The organism is Frankia alni ACN14a, assembly GCF_000058485.1.
Taxonomy (GTDB): domain Bacteria; phylum Actinomycetota; class Actinomycetes; order Frankiales; family Frankiaceae; genus Frankia; species Frankia alni.
Genome location: NC_008278.1, coordinates 3,119,244 through 3,134,911 on the forward strand (window position 1 = coordinate 3,119,244; position 15,668 = coordinate 3,134,911).

Sequence of the window (15,668 nt, forward strand, 5' to 3'; positions counted from 1 at the left end):
TCCGATCGGCCCGGCCTTCCGATCGGCCCGGCCTGCTGATCAGCCGGGCTCGCCGATCAGCCGGGCCCGCGGGTCAGCCCGACCGGGCCGGATGCGCTGCGCGGCCAGGCAGCTCGAGTGTGGTCCCGCCGTGATCCATGAGGAGCGATCGCGGGATTCCCACTCGTGACGCCGAGTCACGGCCAGGTCGACCTGACGTCGCGTCCTGATGACTGTGGGAGATTTCGGCGGTCGTGGCGCAGAACTTCGCGTGCGAAGGGTTCTGGAACGGCTACAATTTGTCCGGCAGACTCGCTTCGTTGCGCAGCCGTCATCTCCGAGATACCCGTCTGCCTTCTATCTCCTCCTAGGCTGGCGGACGTAGCATCGATCGCACCGGTCGTGGGACCGGGGCCGGTACCGCTCATCGGAGGACGCAGAGCATGCCTAACCTGGGCACCACCGAGATCATCATCATCGCCCTCGTCGTGCTGGTGCTGTTCGGATCGAAGAAGCTCCCCGACGCGGCGCGTTCCTTCGGCCGCTCGCTGCGCATCTTCAAGGCCGAGACCAAGGGCCTGCGCGACGACGAGCACCCGGCCCCGGCCGCCCAGCCGGCCCCGTTGCCGATCGAGGCCCCGGCTGTGAGCCCTGCTCAGGCGGCCCAGCCCGGCGCGTCCGTGAACGGCTCCGCTCCGGTGGCGGATCGCCACTGACCGCACGTCCCGGCCGGGCACAGCAGGGCCCGGCCGATGGGTACAGGTCACCGTCGGGGGTTCTTCGCGCCGTCGAGGTGCCCCGTCGACCCGCCTGCCCCTGATCCCTCTCGACTCTGCCCCCCTCGATCCTGCCCCCTCCCGATTCTGCCCCCTTGACCAGGAGACGCCGACGTGCCAGGGATCCCCACGCCGCGCAGGCTCTTCGCCTCGGTGCACCAGCGGCGGACCCGCACGGTCGAGGACAGCCGGATGCCCCTGACGGAGCACCTTCGTGAGCTGCGGAACCGGATCGCGGTCGCGCTCCTGGGGTTCGCGGTCGCCGCGGTCGTGTGCTTCATCTTCGAACCGCACATCTTCAACTGGCTCAAGGCGCCCTACTGCGACCTGCCGGCCAGCAAGCGTTTCAGCCCCGACGGCGCCGCGTCGACCAACTGCACCCTGTACTTCTTCGGCATCCTCGACGCTTTCACCATCCGGCTGAAGATTTCGATGATCGCCGCGGCGGTGGTGTCCTCCCCGGTGTGGCTCTACCAGCTCTGGTCGTTCATCACCCCCGGCCTGCACCGGCACGAGCGGCGCTGGTCGCTCACGTTCGTCGGGATCTCGCTGATCCTGTTCGCCACCGGCGCCGTCTTCGCCTACCTGACCCTGTCCACGGGGCTGAGCCTGCTGCTCGGGTTCGGCGGCAACGGCCTGGTCAGCGTCCTCGACGGCAACAAGTACCTCAGCTATGTGCAGGCGATGCTGCTGATCTTCGGGTTGTCGTTCGAGGTTCCGCTGCTCGTCACCATGCTGAACCTGGCCGGGGTCGTCACCACCGCCCGGCTGCGGTCCTGGCGACGCGCCGAGATCTTCCTCGTGTTCGTCTTCGCCGCCGTCGTCACGCCCAGCCAGGACCCGTTCACCATGCTGGCGCTGGGCCTGCCGATGGTGCTCCTCTACGAGGTCGCGCTGATCGTCGGCTGGATCAACGACCGGCGCAAGGCCCGCCGCGGCGACGACTCGCCCTACGCCGACCTCGGCGACGACGAGACCTCGCCGCTGGACTACGACGACGCCCCGCTCCGCGCGGCCGGCGCCGCCCGGCCGACCGAGTCGACGCCGGCATCGCCGGTCGGCGCCGGAACCGCCGCCACGGCCCCCGGTGTCGATCCGTCGCACCTCGACATCACCTGACCCCGACTCACCTGACCTCGACATCGGCTGACGGGTCCGGCTCCGCGACGGTCGGTGCGAGGGCGGTCGGTGCAGGGGCGCCGCGTCCCGTAGGGTGGCACTGTGTCCTCCACGCCTGAGGCTCTCGTGGAGTTCGCCGCCAGCCTCCCCTTCGGGTTCGACCCGTTCCAGCTCGAGGCGCTCTCGGCGCTGGCGGCAGGCGAAGGGGTTCTGGTCGCGGCGCCCACGGGAGCGGGCAAGACGGTCGTCGGCGAGTTCGCCGCCCACCTCGCCCTGAGCACGGGAACGCGCTGCTTCTACACGACGCCGATCAAGGCGTTGTCCAACCAGAAGTACACCGACCTCGTCGCCCGCTACGGCGCGGACAGGGTCGGCCTGCTGACCGGTGACACCTCCCGCAACGGCTCCGCGCCGGTCGTCGTCATGACGACCGAGGTGCTGCGCAACATGCTCTACGCCGGCCCGGTCGGCGGCGGCGGCCTCGACACCCTCGCCTACGTGGTCATGGACGAGGTGCACTATCTCGCCGACCGTCAGCGGGGCGCCGTGTGGGAGGAGGTCATCATCCACCTGCCGGCGCACGTCCGGCTGGTGTCGCTGTCGGCGACGGTGAGCAACGCCGAGGAGTTCGGCGAGTGGCTCGTCACCGTCCGCGGGCACACCCGCGTCATCGTCAGCGATCACCGGCCGGTGCCGCTGTGGCAGCACGTCCTCGCCGACCGCACCCTGCACGACCTGTTCCTCGAGGACGGTTCCGGCGCCCCGGCGCCGTCCGCCGGGGCGGCAGTCGCGCGGGCGGTGTCGGGGGAGGAACTCGCCCGGCCCGGCTGGGGTGCCCCGCCCACCTCGGGATCCGCCCGGGCGGTCCCGCCTGCCACCGGGTCCGCCCGGACGGTCCCGCCCGGGGCGGGCGGGCGGTCCGGTGACCGGGGCCGCGGCGGGGAGCGCGCCCGGCGCCGCGACGGGCGGGGTCGTGCCGACGACGCCGCCAGGACCTCGACGCCGGCGGTGCCCGCGGCCCGCGCCGGCGGCAACGGCGCGGCTCGCGGGGACGGCGCGGCTCGCGGCGCGACGGCCAAGGTGGGTGGCCGGGTGGTCAACCCGGACCTGGTCCGGCTCGCCCGGGAGGAGAACCGGGCGATGCCCGGCGGCTACGGCCGGGGCCGCGGCGGGCCCGGCGCCCCGCGGCGGCGGATGTGGGTGCCGGGCCGGCCGGAGGTGGTCGAACGCCTCGACCGCGACGGCCTGCTGCCCGCGATCGTGTTCGTGTTCAGCCGGGCCGGCTGCGACGACGCGGTCACCTCCTGCGTGCGGGCGGGGCTGCGCCTGGTCGGCCCGGCCGAGCAGCAGCGCATCCGGACGATCGTCCGCGAGCGCACCACCGGGATCCCCGACGCCGACCTCGGCGTCCTCGGCTACTGGGCGTGGCTGGAGGGCCTGGAACGGGGCATCGCCTCCCACCACGCCGGGATGCTGCCCACGTTCAAGGAGATCGTCGAGGAGCTGTTCGTCCAGGGGCTCGCCCGGGTCGTGTTCGCCACCGAGACCCTGGCGCTCGGCATCAACATGCCGGCGCGCACCGTCGTCCTGGAACGGCTGACGAAGTTCAACGGCGAGAGCCGCGTGGACATCACCCCCGGCGAGTACACGCAGCTCACCGGCCGCGCCGGCCGCCGTGGCATCGACGTCGAGGGTCATGCCGTCGTGCTGTGGCAGCCGGGGCTGGACCCGCTGGCCCTGGCCGGGCTCGCGTCCACCCGCACCTATCCGCTGCGCTCGTCGTTCCGCCCCTCCTACAACATGGCGGTCAACCTCGTCGGCAGGCTCGGCGCCGACCGGGCCCGCACCGTGCTCGAATCGTCGTTCGCGCAGTTCCAGGCCGACCGGGACGTGGTGGGTCTGGCGCGGGTGGTGGCGCGCAACACCGAGGCTATCGACGAGATGCGCGCGCAGCTGAGCTGCGACCGCGGGGACGCCGCCGAGTACGACCGGATCCGCCGCGACATCCGCGAGCGGGAGGCGGCGCTGTCCCGGGAGGGCACGGCGCGCCGGCGCGCCGAATCGGCGGCGGCGCTGGGCCGGCTGCGCACCGGCGACATCGTGCGGGTACCCGCCGGGCGGCGCAGCGGGCTCGCCGTCGTCCTCGACGCCGACGCGGGCGCGGTCGGCGCCGAGGGGCCCCGTCCCGTCGTGCTGACCGCGGACAAGCAGGTGCGGCGGCTGTCGCTGGTCGACTTCCCGGTCGCGGTGGAGCCGCTCGGACGGGTCCGGGTGCCGCGGTCGTTCAACCCGCGCTCGCCGCAGTCCCGTCGGGACCTGGCCTCCTCGCTGCGGGCCGCGGACGTCGACCCCGACGGTCCGCCCGGCCGGCGGGCCAAGGCGCGCTCCGCGGCCGCGGACGACGCCGAGCTCGCCCGGCTGCGCCGCGCCCTGCGCGCCCACCCGGTGCACGACTGCCCGCGCCGCGAGGAGCATCTGCGCTCCGCCGAGCAGGTCAACCGGCTCGCGAAGGAGACCGCGGCGATCTCCCGGAAGGTCGAGGGCCGCACGAACACGGTCGCGAAGACGTTCGACCGGGTTCGCGCGGCGCTGGCGGAACTCGGCTACCTCGACGGCGACACGGTCACCGACGCCGGCCGGGTGCTGGCGCGCATCTACTCCGACCAGGACCTGCTCGTCGCCGAGTGCCTGCGTGCCGGCATCTGGGAGGACCTGACCGCGCCGGCGCTCGCCGCCGCCGTGTCCAGCCTGGTCTTCGAGCCGCGCGGCGACGACGTGGGCGTCCCGGCGCTGCCCGGCGGCGCGGCGCTGCGCGACTGCCTGGACGAGATGAGCCGCCTGGCGTTCCGGCTCGCCGCGACCGAGCAGGGCCACCGGCTGAGCTTTCTGCGCCCGCCCGAGCTCGGGTTCGTCCCCGCCGCGCACGACTGGGCCGTGGGCCGACCGCTGGAACGGGTCCTCACCGACAGCGGGCTGGAGCTGACCGCCGGCGACTTCGTCCGCTGGATGCGCCAGCTGCTCGACCTGCTTGACCAGATCGCCAAGGTCGCCCCCGACGACTCCCGGGTGCGCCGCACCGCCCGCTCCGCGATGGACGCGCTGCGCCGCGGCGTCGTCGCCTACGCCAGCAGTGTCTGAGCCCGCGCCGGGGGGCCGGGTGGCGAATCGGCGCTCGGCGGCCTCGTCCGGTGGTCGGGGGCGTGCGGGCGTTGCCGGACCTGCGGGTGGTGGTGGGCGTCTCGGCGGTGGTGGGCGTCGGCGCGTGGCGGCGCGGGCCGGCGGGCTGATGCTCGGGGCGGCCCTCGACGCGCTGCTCGCCGATCCGGCGCGGCGGCACCCGGTCGCCGGCTTCGGCCGGGCCGCCGGCCGGCTGGAACGGCTGCTCTACCGGGACGACCGCGCCGCCGGGGCCCTGTACACCACGCTGCTGCTGGCCGCGGTCGTCGTGCCCGCCGCCGCCGCCGAGCGCGCCGGCGCGCGGACCCGTGGCAGCGCCCCGATCGCGCCGGCCGCCCCAGTCGCGCCGGCCGCCCCAGTTTCGCCGGTAGCGCCGATCGCGCTGGCCGATTCTGTCGCGCCGTGGGCGCCGGTCGTGATGACCGCGGCGCTGACCTGGGTGGTGCTCGGTGGGGCGTCGCTGCGCCGGCAGGGCAGGCGCCTCGGCGCGGAGCTGCGCGCCGGCGACCTGGCCGCCGCCCGGGCGCGGCTGCCGACGCTGTGCGGGCGGGACCCGTCGCGGCTCGACGAGGCCGGGGTCGCCCGCGGCGCGATCGAGTCGATCGCCGAGAACACCTGCGACGCAGTGGTCGCACCGCTGTGGTGGGGTGCGTTCGCCGGCCTGCCGGGGCTGGCCGGCTACCGGGCGGTGAACACCCTCGACGCGATGATCGGCCATCACAGCGACCGCTACGAACGGTTCGGCTGGGCGGCGGCCCGCCTCGACGACCTGGTGAACCTGCTGCCGGCCCGGCTGTGCGCGCTCGCGACCTGCGCGTGCGCGCCGGTCGTCGGGGGCAGCGTCGCCGACGCGTTCTGGGTGATGCGCCGCGACGGCCGATCCCATCCCAGCCCCAACGCGGGGATGGCCGAGGCCGCGTTCGCCGGGGCGCTGGGCCTGCGCCTCGGCGGGGAGCTGCGCTATCCGTACCGCGTCGAACACCGGCCCGAGCTGGGGTTCGGCCGCCCGCCGCGGGGCGCCGACGTCCTCGCCGCCGCGCGGCTGTCCGGGGCCGTCAGCGCGCTGTGCCTCGCGGTGACGGCACTGGCCGGCGGCACGGCGGGCGCGCTGCTGGCCGCTGGCCTGCGGGGCCTGCGTCGGGCGTGCTGCCCACGTGGGGTGGGCGGGACGTGCCCGGCCCTCAGGCAGGGGGGGTCGCGCCGGTGAGCGGGGGACTGCTGGTCGCCGGGACGGCGTCGGATGCCGGCAAGAGCGTGCTGACCGCGGGCATCTGCCGGTGGCTGGCCCGCGAGGGCGTGCGCGTCGCGCCGTTCAAGGCGCAGAACATGGCGCTGAACTCCACCGTCACCGCGGACGGCGCGGAGATCGGCCGGGCGCAGGCGATGCAGGCCGCGGCGGCCGGGGTGGAGCCGGAGGCGGCGATGAACCCGGTGCTGCTCAAGCCGGGCGGCGACCGCCACAGCCAGCTCATCGTGCTGGGCCGCCCCGTCGCGGAGGTCGACGCGCTGGGCTACCGCCCCCACAAGGAACGGCTCGCGAAGATCGTCCTGGAGTGCCTCGACGACCTGCGGGGCCGGTTCGACGCGGTGATCTGCGAGGGCGCCGGGTCGCCGGCGGAGATCAACCTGCGGTCCACCGACATCGCTAACATGGGACTGGCCCGCGCGGCGAACCTGCCGGTGATCGTGGTCGGTGACATCGACAAGGGCGGGGTGTTCGCCGCCCTGTTCGGCACCCTGGCGCTGCTCGACCGGGCCGACCAGGCCCTCGTCGCCGGCTGGGTGATCAACAGGTTCCGCGGCGACGCCCGGCTGCTCGAACCCGGACTGCGCCAGATCGAGGCGCTGACCGGCCGGCCCGTGCACGGCGTCGTCCCGTTCCGCTCCGGCCTCTGGCTCGACGTCGAGGACTCCCTCGACCTGACCTCCTACCCCGACGCCGAGCCGGACACCGACTCCGGACTGGCAGGGGAGGACGCGTCGGCGGGGGAGGGCGCGTCGGCGGGGGACGGGGTGCGGCGGGAGAGCCTGCGGGTGGCGGTGGTCCGGCTGCCCCGGTTGTCGAACGTGACCGACCTGGACGCGCTGCGCGCCGAGCCCGGCGTCGTGGTGCGGCTGGTCACCGGGCCGGACGAGTTGGCCGACGCCGACCTGGTGGTGCTGCCCGGCACCCGCTCGACGGTCGAGGACCTGCGCTGGCTGCGCCGCCGCGGCCTCGCCGACGCCGTCGCCGCCCGCGTCGCCGCCGGCCGGCCGGTGCTGGGGATCTGCGGCGGCTACCAGATGCTGGGCCGGCGCATCCACGACGACGTCGAGTCGGGTGCGGGCGAGGTCGCCGGCCTCGGCCTGCTGCCGGTGACGACCACCTTCGAGGCGTCGAAGCTGCTCGGTCGCCGCGCGGCGACCGACGCCGCCGGCCGGCCGGTGACCGGCTACGAGATCCGCCACGGCCGGCTGGCCATCGCCGACCATCCCGCCGCGGAGCCGTTCGCCGCCGACGGGGTCCGGGTCGGCGCGGTCGCCGGCACGAGCTGGCACGGGCTGCTGGAGAACGACGAGTTCCGCCGCGCCTACCTCACCGAGGTCGCCCGCGCGGCCGGGCGGGCGTTCGTCCCCGCCCGCACCCGCTTCGCCGACGTGCGCCGACGCCGCCTCGACGTCCTCGGCGACCTGGTCGCCGAGCATCTCGACACCGCCGCCCTGCGCCGCCTGCTCGACGAGGGAGCCCCACCCGGCCTGCCCTTCGTCCCGCCCGGCGCGCCGTGACGCCGCCGGTCGTCAGACTCCCAGCAGTCAGGGCGGTCGGCGGTCAGAGCCGGTTGCGTAGGAGCTGCTTGCCCTGCTCGGCGCCCTTGCGACTCTCGGTCTGCGCCCGGCGGAACAGGTCGTGCAGCTCCCGGTCGCCGTCGCGTTCGGCGTCGGCGGCGTAGGTCTCCAGCCGCAGCGCGTTGCTCAGGCAGATTTCGGTGAACCACAACAGGTCGTACTGAGCGTCCTTGGTCCCGGTGATGCTCCCGTGCTCCACGGTGGTCGTCATCTGGATCGACCTCTCTCCTGCGCTGTCGAATTTTCTGCGCTGTCGGATCTCCTGCGCTGTCGAATCTCCTGCGCTGTCGTGAACCTGTGGCCCGTCGCACGCCGTGAACCCACGCGCCGGCTCGCACACGGCCGGACCGATGATCGAGCCCTCACACGCCCCGGTTCGGCGGCACAGGGCAATCACCATCGGTGCCTATTCCCGCACCGAACGTTCCTACCCGTGTGCTCGCCCGATCGGTCTCGCCGCCTCCGCGGAAGACCGGCGGCGGCCGGGGGGTTCCCCGCAGAAGACAGTGGCAGGGTTCCCGGGAACAACCGAGATCCGCAACCAACCGAGATCCGAGATCGATTGACTGGAGACCACGCGATGGACGGGCGAACGATTCTCATCACCGGTGCGACCGACGGCCTGGGCGCCCATCTCGCCGAGCGGTTGGGCGCGGCGGGCTGGCGGGTGCTCGTCCACGGCCGGGACGCCGAGCGCGCCGAGCGGGTGCGCGCCCGCATCGAGGCCGCCGGCGGCCCCGAGCCGACGGTGCTGCTCGCCGACCTGGCCGACCTGGGCGACGTCGCCCGCCTCGCCGCCGACGTCGAGCGGCACACCGACCGCCTCGACGTGTTGGTGAACAACGCCGGGGTCGGGTTCGGCACGCCGGGCGCCCCCCGCGAGACCAGCGCCGACGGCATCGAGCTGCGCTTCGCCGTCAACTACCTGGCCGGCCACCGGCTCACCCGGCTGCTGCTGGCGCCGCTGACCCGGTCGGCCCCGGCGAGGATCGTCAACGTCGCCTCCGCCGGGCAGGAGCCGCTCGACTTCGCCGACCTGCTCACCACCCGCGACTACGACGGCGTCCGCGCCTACCGCCGCAGCAAGCTGGCGCAGATCATGGGCACGTTCGACCTCGCCGAGGAGCTGGCCGGCACCGGCGTCACCGTCGACGCCCTGCACCCCGCGACGTTCATGGACACCACGATGGTCCGCCAGGCCGGATCCCCGGTGAGCAGCACCGTCGCCGAGGGCGGCGACGCCACCCTGAACCTGATCGACGGCCCCGCCGCCGCCACGGGCACCGGCCGCTACTTCGCCGGCCTGCGCGAGGCCCGCGCCCTCGCCCAGGCCTACGACCCCGCCGCCCGCCACCGCCTGCGCCAGGGCACCGACGAGCTCCTCGCCGCCTCCGCCCGGCGCTGAGAGCAAAGTAGCCATCGGTGTTCGGACGGAGGGTTGGCGGTCAGGTCAGGGAGCGGGCCAGGGCCTCGGAGTCGAGCAGCAGGCGGCGGACGATGGCGTCGAAGCGGTCGCCCTTGGCCTTCGGTGACAGCCCCTGGATCGCCTCGGCGACCTTGTACTCGATCATGCAGGCCGCGCGCCACTTGGCGAGCACCGAGTAGTAGCCGATCGTCGAGACGTCGCGGCCGGTCCGCTCGCCGTAGTAGGCGATGACGTCGTCGCGGTGCGGGAAGCGCCCGGGCGCGAAGTACCGCATGGCGCCGTCGTCCTCCGCCTCGGTGACGAGGTTGTTCGCGAAGGCGGCGAGGTCGAGCAGGGGATCGCCGATGGTTGCGGTCTCCCAGTCGATGATCGCGGCGAGGCGGGCCGGCGGGCGGTGGTGGAACAGCGCGTTGTTCGGCGCGTAGTCGGCGTGGATGAGCGCGGGACGCGACCCCGCGGGGACGTTGTCCCGCAGCCAGTCCGCCACGTACGTCAGCCCGGGCAGGTCACGCCGCTCGTACTTCGGGTAGCGCCGCTGGTAGCCGTCGACCTGGCCCAGCCAGCGGTCCGGCTGGCGCTCGAGGAACCCGTCGGGCCGGCCGAACCCGCCCAGCCCGACCGCGGTGTAGTCGAGGTTGGCCAGCGCGACCAGCCCGTCGGTCATCGCCCAGCAGATGTAGTGCTGGTCGGGGCCGCCGTCGAAACCCGCCGGCCAGATCGTCTCGTTCTCGGCGGTGATGGTCGCCGCCCAGCCGTCGACCAGCTCCATGACGTAGAAGCTGACCCCGAGCAGCGACTCGTCCGCGCAGAAGCCGAGGAACTCCGGGCTCGGCACGTCCGTCCCGGTCAGCGCGCGCAGGACGGTGGCCTCGCGCTGGATCGTGCGCGCGCCCTGCGGGCTGCCCGCCAGGGGCGGGCTGCGGAAGATCGCCTTCCGGCCGCCCCGGTCCAGGCTCAGGATCAGGTTGGTCGACCCGCCGGAGACCAGGGCCGTCGTCAGGGGCCCGTCGCCCAGACTCGGGACGTGCTCGTCCAACCAGCCGGTGAGCGCCGCCACATCGATCAGATTGTTCGCATCCGCCACAGATGCAGCGTTCCACACCTGCGACGGTGACGTTCTCATCAGTGCCCGACGGCTCGACCTCCCACGATCACGTACAGCACGACCGCGGGTTCGTCGCGGCGGTTGCGCCAGCCGTGCGCGGCGCCGTTGTGGACCAGCACGTCCCCGGCTGCAAGCGCGCGTTCCGCGCCGCCGGCCAGCACGATGCAGATCTCACCCCGCAGCACCACGCCGTAGTCGACCGTCTCCGTCGTGTGAAGCAGGCTGTCGTCGAACGGGGCGGCAGCCGCGTCGTCGACGTCCGCGGGCGGCCTCGCGGCGGGCTCGCGAAGCCCGAACCCGGGCGGATACGTCACGGAGATGAGGCGGGTTCCCCCCGCAGGCGGGACGGGCTCCTGGTCGAGCCGGGTGCTCTCCGCGCCGCTGCCGGGCACCGAGGGCGGCTCCTCGGTGGACCACAGGTAGCTCACCTCGAGGCCCGGCCGGCTGTCGTTGGTGATCACATGGGGTGCCGGCCCGTCCTGGACGAAGATCCCGGCACCGTCCGGGCCCGCGCCCGTCACCACGCGTCGTAGAGCCACATCACATACTTACTCGTCGACGAGGCTCAGCGCGCGCTCGGGGCAGGCGGCGACGGCGTCGCGCGCACGCCTCTCCTGGCCTGGCGGAATCTCCGGGTCGGTGACGGCGAGGTAGCCCAGATCGTCGAGGGGAAAGAGGTCCTCGGCGGTGGCGTTGCAGCGGGCGTGGCCCGAGCAGAGCCCGGTGTCGACCACGATCCTCATCGGTCGTCCTTTCCGCCGGGTCAGGACCCGAACTCCGCCAGGGGCAGGGAGAAGATGCCGTGGACGTTGCCCCAGTACGCCTGGGGCGCGGTGCCCTCGCCCAGGGCGTAGGCCGGGATGACGCGGTGCCAGCCGGCGAGCGCGACGTTCATCTCGATCCGGGCGAGGTGGGACCCCAGGCATCGGTGGGGGCCAGCGCCGAACGCCAGGTGCGGGGCGGGCGGCCGGGAGACGAGGTCGACGGTGCCCGCGCCGGCGACGAGCGCCTCGTCCCGGTTCGCGGCGACCAGCGGGAAGAGCACGAGATCACCGGCTCGCAGCTGCTGCCCGCCGATCTCGATGTCCTGCTTCACCTTCCGGCCGACCTCGGGCACGGCGTAGAAGCGGAGCAGCTCCTCGACGACGCCGTCGAGCGGCTCGCCGGCGGCGGCCAGCCCCGCGACGTGCCGGCGGTCGGCGTCGTGCGTCGCGAGGTGGTGCATCGCGAAGGACAGGCTCATCGCCACGGTGTCCAGGCCCGCCAGGAAGAGCAGCAGGGAGCAGTTGACCAGCGCGTCGTCGGGGGCCGGCGCACCGTCGAGCTCCCAGTCGAGCATCGCGCCGAGCAGGCCGTCCCCCCGCTCGCCGCTGTCCCGGCGACGGGCGATCTCGGCCTGGAAGTACCCGACGACCGAGAAGATCCCGCCGATCTGCCGGTCCTTGTCGAAGTCACCGCTGTCGGTCGGGGCGAGCGCCTGCTTCTCCCACTCCAGGAAGGTCGGCAACTCGTCGATCGGCAGCCCCATCAGCTCGAGGAAGACCACCGTCGGCAGCTCCAGCGCGAAGTCCTCGACGTAGTCGCATTCTCCCCTGGCGCGGATCGCGGCCACGAGCTCGGTGGTGCGTTCCTCCAGGCGCGGCCGCAGCAGCCCCATCGTGCGCGGAGAGAAGTACTGCGCCAGCAGCCGCCGCCACTGCGTGTGCTCCGGCGGGTCGAGCTGGATGGGAATCATCGACAGCGGCGGGTCCGGGCTGAGCGGGGTGATGACCTCGCTGGAGAAGACCGCCGGATTCTGCAGGCACTCACGCGCGAGATCGTGGTCCAGCACCATCCAGTAGGAGCGGTCGGGTTCGGTCACCCTGACGATGCGGTGTAAGGAACGCAGCGCGTCGAAACGGTCGCCTGCGTCGCCGACCGTGCCGACTCCGACGATGCGGTGGTCGGTGATCTCGGTGGTGGGCGTTGTCATCGCGGATTCTCCTCAGTCGTCCCGGGCCGTCAGCGGACTGTGAAGCCGGCGTCGAGGGCCCACTGGGTCCCGGTGATGAACCTCGCCTCGTCGGAGACCAGGTACGCCACGGCGCCTGCGATGTCCTCGGGCTGAAGAATGGGGATCGGCAGGGCGTTCTGCATCGCGGAGATGTTGGTGTCCGCCTTCGCCATCGCCGCCTGCATCGCGGCGTTCATCGTCATGCCCGACACGACCCCGGTCGGGTGGATGGTGTTGACCCTGATCATCTCGGCGGCGTACTGGTTGGCCAGCACCTGCATGTAGCCGACGAGCCCCCGCTTGGCCGCCGTGTAGGCCTGGGCACTCGGCTCCTCGCTCGCGGTGCCCTTCAGCCCCGCGCTCGAGGAGGTGATGACGATCGAGCCGCCACGCCCACCCTCCCGCAGGCGCGGCAGGGCCACCTGGACGGTGTTGAACGTGCCGGTGAGCAGGATGTCGATGGTGTCCTGCCACTCGCGTGTCGGGTCGACGCTGTCGCCGACCCGCAGGATGCCGGCATTGGCCAGGATGATGTCGACCCGACCGAACGCGGCGTACCCCTCGTCGAAGACGGCCCGAAGCGCGGTCTGGTCACGGACGTCGGCCCTGCCGATGATCGCCCGGCGGCCCTCCTTCTCGACCAGGTCTGCGGTCTCCGCCAGCTCGGCCCAGGTGCCGCACGGGTAGTTCATCGACGGGATGTCCGCACAGATGTCGACACCGATGATGTCGACGCCCTCCCGGGCGAGGCGCACGGCGTGCGCGCGGCCCTGGCCGCGGGCGGCGCCGGTGATGAAGGCCACGCGCCCTTCGAGCTTTCCGGTCATGTGTTCCTGTCCTGTCTCGCGTGCGGAAGAAAAGGCCGGGGCCGAGGTGAAGTCGGGGCCGAGGTGAAGTCGGGGCCGACGGGGAACCGGGCCGAGGGATGGCCGGCCGAGGTGAGGCCGGTGTCAGACGGTGATGCCGACGCTGCGGATGCGCAGGAACTCCTCGATGCCCTGCCGGCCGCCCTCCTTGCCGACGCCGGAGAGCCCGAACCCGCCGAACGGCCGGCCGACCTTCAGATTGGTCGCGCCGTTGACGAGCGTCTCGCCGGCGTCGAGTTCGGCGGCGACCCGCAGCGCCCGCTGCAGATCCCGGGTCTGGACGTAGGAGGACAGCGCGTACCGGGTGCCGTTGGCCAGCGCGACCGCTTCTTCCTCGGTACGGAACTTGAAGATCGTCAGCACCGGGCCGAAGACCTCGGTCTGGGCGAGCTCGGAGTCCGGGTCGACGTCGGCGAAGACGGTCGGCTGGATGAAGTAGCCGGCCCGGTCGATCCGGCTCCCGCCGGCCAGCAGGGTCGCGCCCTGCTCGGCGGCCCGCTCGATCATCCCGAGAATCCGCTCGACGGCCGCCTGGTTGACGACCGGACCGGAGGCGACGGCGGGATCGAACGGGTCACCGACCGGGATGTTCTGCGCGATCAGCGTCACCCGCGCGACGACCTCGTCGTACACGTCCTCGTGGACGATCATCCGGGTCGCGAAGGCACAGCCCTGGCCGGAGAGCGCGATCAGGGAGAACGTCGTCCCGATCTGGCAGGCCACGTCGAGGTCGGCGTCGGCGAAGACGATGTTGGCGGACTTGCCGCCGAGTTCGAGGACGGCGGGCTTCATGCTGGGCGCGCACGCCTCGAGAATCCTGGTCGCCGTGGCCGGGCCACCGGTGAAGGTGACCTTCCTGACCAGCGGGTGGGAGACGAGTTGCGCGCCCGCCTCGGCGGTGCCGGGCAGGACGTTGACGACGCCGGGCGGGAACCCGGCCTGCTCGACGAGGTCCATGAAGAGCTCCCCGCTGAACGGGGTGAGCTCGGAGGGCTTGACCACCACGGTGTTGCCGGCCGCGACCGCGGCCGGGATCTTCATGGCCAGCGAGATGAGCGGCCCGTTCCAGGTGATGATGATCCCGACGACGCCGTACGGCTGGGCGAGGGTGTAACCGAGCTCGCCGTCCTGGACGGGGTTGCCGGTCAGCTCACCCTGGATCTTGTCGGCCCAGCCGGCGTAGTAGCGGGTCCACTCCGCCGAGAGCACCGGGAAGGCCGCCCCGACGGTGAGCGGTGTGCCGTTGTCCAGCGCCCCGAGCCGGGCGAACTCGTCCGCGTGGGCCTCGATGAGGTCCGCGAGCCGGACGAGCAGGGCGCGGCGCTGGGCGGGCGGGGTCCGCTTCCAGCTCTGGAACGCCTCGTGCGCCGCGGTGACGGCGAGGTCGATCTCGTCCTTGTCCGCGAGCGGGATCTGCGCGTCGACCTCGCCGGTCGCCGGGTTGACGTGACCGTAGGTGCCGCCCGAGCCGGACGCACGCCTCTCACCGTTGACGCGGAGGTGGACCTTCGGCGGGGTGCGGTCGATGCCTGACATGGCGCTCCTCGGGACGTTCCCGCTCATACGACGGAGGTGACTAAGTGACCTCAGTGAACTGTGGCGGTGCTCACGTGTCAAGGTATCGGACAAAGTCGTCCGTAAACGGTGCGCGGAGATCGGCTCCGCGGGGCCCGCGGCTCGCCGCTACGGTGAGGATCGGCGCGCGGACACGGCGGGGGGAGATCCATGGGTGACGGCGTGACAGCCGCGCGGCGGTCCCCCGGCCGGCCTCGCCGGGCCGACGCCGAGCGGCGCATCCTCGACGCCGCCATCGACGAGTACCTCGAACGCGGCGCGAGCGGCTTCACCATCGACGGCGTCGCCCGGCGCGCCGGGGTCGGCAAGTCCACCGTCTACCTGCGCTGGCCCGACCGCGACACGCTCCTCGTCGACAGCGTCCTGGCGCGGTCCCGCGCGATCGAGGACGTCGACACCGGATCACTGCGCGGCGACCTGGTCGCCCTGAGCGTGAACATGTTGCGCTTCCTGCTCGACCCCGTCGGGTTCGCGACGCTGCGCCTGACGGTCGAGGCCGTGGCCAGCGGTTCCACCCGCGAGGTCACCACCGGGGTGGCCGATCGCCATCGCCGGGCCGCGGGCCTGGTACTCGCCCGGGCCGCCGAGCGCGGGGAACCCGTCAACCCGGGCACCCAGGCCCGCGTCGTCGAGTGCCTCTACGGCGCGATCACCATGAAGGCGCTGGCGCACGGTCTCGAGACGGACGCGACCAGCGAGGCGACCATCGTCGCGGCCTGTGTCGAGCTGGTCGACCTGCTCCTGCCGCTGCTGCTGGAGCACGTCCGACCCCCGCCGGACCCGGCCCGGTGACGCCCCCGCCGGCCCCCGCGGTCCGGGCCGCCCG

At 73.3% G+C, this 15,668-nt stretch carries 14 protein-coding genes; 7 read left to right on the plus strand and 7 right to left on the minus strand.

Annotation, left to right across the window (positions count from 1 at the left end; all coding sequences use genetic code 11):
• Positions 1-422 precede the first annotated feature (422 nt).
• The 5 genes from tatA (at position 423) to FRAAL_RS12600 (ending at position 7,817) form a co-directional block, all read left to right on the plus strand.
• Complete coding sequence (gene tatA, locus FRAAL_RS12580) at positions 423-695, plus strand: Sec-independent protein translocase subunit TatA (protein WP_011604029.1); 273 nt, start codon at positions 423-425, stop codon at positions 693-695.
• A 174-nt stretch (positions 696-869) separates the two neighbouring features.
• A complete protein-coding gene (gene tatC, locus FRAAL_RS12585) occupies positions 870-1,874 on the plus strand; it encodes a twin-arginine translocase subunit TatC (RefSeq protein WP_011604030.1) in 1,005 nt (334 codons plus the stop codon).
• 102 nt (positions 1,875-1,976) lie between these two features.
• A complete protein-coding gene (locus FRAAL_RS12590) occupies positions 1,977-5,012 on the plus strand; it encodes a DEAD/DEAH box helicase (RefSeq protein WP_011604031.1) in 3,036 nt (1,011 codons plus the stop codon).
• A 124-nt stretch (positions 5,013-5,136) separates the two neighbouring features.
• Complete coding sequence (locus FRAAL_RS12595; RefSeq protein ID WP_011604032.1) at positions 5,137-6,258, plus strand: cobalamin biosynthesis protein; 1,122 nt, start codon at positions 5,137-5,139, stop codon at positions 6,256-6,258.
• The gene (locus FRAAL_RS12600) at positions 6,255-7,817 is read left to right on the plus strand and encodes a cobyric acid synthase (RefSeq protein ID WP_041940475.1); all 1,563 of its coding nucleotides are present in this window, start codon (positions 6,255-6,257) and stop codon (positions 7,815-7,817) included. The genes FRAAL_RS12595 and FRAAL_RS12600 overlap by 4 nt, the downstream gene beginning before the upstream one ends.
• 43 nt (positions 7,818-7,860) lie before the next feature.
• On the opposite strand, the gene FRAAL_RS12605 is transcribed toward FRAAL_RS12600, so the two are convergent.
• Positions 7,861-8,088: a hypothetical protein gene (locus FRAAL_RS12605; RefSeq protein ID WP_041939241.1), complete on the minus strand. Its 228-nt coding sequence runs from the start codon at positions 8,086-8,088 to the stop codon at positions 7,861-7,863.
• Between the two features lie 369 nt (positions 8,089-8,457).
• On the opposite strand from FRAAL_RS12605, the gene FRAAL_RS12610 reads away from it, so the two are divergent.
• On the plus strand, positions 8,458-9,282 hold the full coding sequence (locus FRAAL_RS12610) for an SDR family NAD(P)-dependent oxidoreductase (protein WP_011604036.1): 825 nt from the start codon (positions 8,458-8,460) through the stop codon (positions 9,280-9,282).
• Positions 9,283-9,322: 40 nt separating this feature from the next.
• Here the strand turns inward: FRAAL_RS12610 and FRAAL_RS12615 are convergent, their stop codons facing one another.
• From FRAAL_RS12615 to FRAAL_RS12640, 6 genes are all read right to left on the minus strand, one after another.
• On the minus strand, positions 9,323-10,387 hold the full coding sequence (locus tag FRAAL_RS12615; protein ID WP_041939242.1) for a phosphotransferase family protein: 1,065 nt from the start codon (positions 10,385-10,387) through the stop codon (positions 9,323-9,325).
• Positions 10,388-10,425: 38 nt separating this feature from the next.
• Positions 10,426-10,947, minus strand: coding sequence for a cupin domain-containing protein (locus FRAAL_RS12620; protein WP_011604038.1), 522 nt, complete (start codon positions 10,945-10,947; stop codon positions 10,426-10,428).
• A gap of 9 nt (positions 10,948-10,956) precedes the next feature.
• Positions 10,957-11,151: a ferredoxin gene (locus tag FRAAL_RS12625; protein ID WP_041939243.1), complete on the minus strand. Its 195-nt coding sequence runs from the start codon at positions 11,149-11,151 to the stop codon at positions 10,957-10,959.
• A 20-nt stretch (positions 11,152-11,171) separates the two neighbouring features.
• Entirely contained in the window at positions 11,172-12,380 is a 1,209-nt protein-coding gene (locus FRAAL_RS12630; protein ID WP_011604040.1) for a cytochrome P450, read from the minus strand.
• Positions 12,381-12,409: 29 nt separating this feature from the next.
• Positions 12,410-13,228, minus strand: a complete 819-nt coding sequence (locus tag FRAAL_RS12635) for a mycofactocin-coupled SDR family oxidoreductase (protein WP_011604041.1) — start codon at positions 13,226-13,228, stop codon at positions 12,410-12,412.
• A gap of 123 nt (positions 13,229-13,351) precedes the next feature.
• On the minus strand, positions 13,352-14,803 hold the full coding sequence (locus tag FRAAL_RS12640) for an aldehyde dehydrogenase family protein (RefSeq protein ID WP_011604042.1): 1,452 nt from the start codon (positions 14,801-14,803) through the stop codon (positions 13,352-13,354).
• A gap of 189 nt (positions 14,804-14,992) precedes the next feature.
• On the opposite strand from FRAAL_RS12640, the gene FRAAL_RS12645 reads away from it, so the two are divergent.
• Positions 14,993-15,634 (plus strand): TetR/AcrR family transcriptional regulator, encoded by a 642-nt coding sequence (locus tag FRAAL_RS12645; RefSeq protein ID WP_011604043.1) that lies wholly within the window; start codon positions 14,993-14,995, stop codon positions 15,632-15,634.
• Positions 15,635-15,668 lie beyond the last annotated feature (34 nt).

Excerpts from the sequence above, each read along its gene's own strand:
- tatA (WP_011604029.1), top strand. The coding sequence starts at position 423 with ATGCCTAACCTGGGCACCACCGAGATCATCATCATCGCCCTCGTCGTG.
- FRAAL_RS12605 (WP_041939241.1), bottom strand. The coding sequence starts at position 8,088 with ATGACGACCACCGTGGAGCACGGGAGCATCACCGGGACCAAGGACGCT.
- FRAAL_RS12610 (WP_011604036.1), top strand. The coding sequence starts at position 8,458 with ATGGACGGGCGAACGATTCTCATCACCGGTGCGACCGACGGCCTGGGC.
- FRAAL_RS12625 (WP_041939243.1), bottom strand. The coding sequence starts at position 11,151 with ATGAGGATCGTGGTCGACACCGGGCTCTGCTCGGGCCACGCCCGCTGC.
- FRAAL_RS12630 (WP_011604040.1), bottom strand. The coding sequence starts at position 12,380 with ATGACAACGCCCACCACCGAGATCACCGACCACCGCATCGTCGGAGTC.
- FRAAL_RS12635 (WP_011604041.1), bottom strand. The coding sequence starts at position 13,228 with ATGACCGGAAAGCTCGAAGGGCGCGTGGCCTTCATCACCGGCGCCGCC.
- FRAAL_RS12640 (WP_011604042.1), bottom strand. The coding sequence starts at position 14,803 with ATGTCAGGCATCGACCGCACCCCGCCGAAGGTCCACCTCCGCGTCAAC.
- FRAAL_RS12645 (WP_011604043.1), top strand. The coding sequence starts at position 14,993 with ATGGGTGACGGCGTGACAGCCGCGCGGCGGTCCCCCGGCCGGCCTCGC.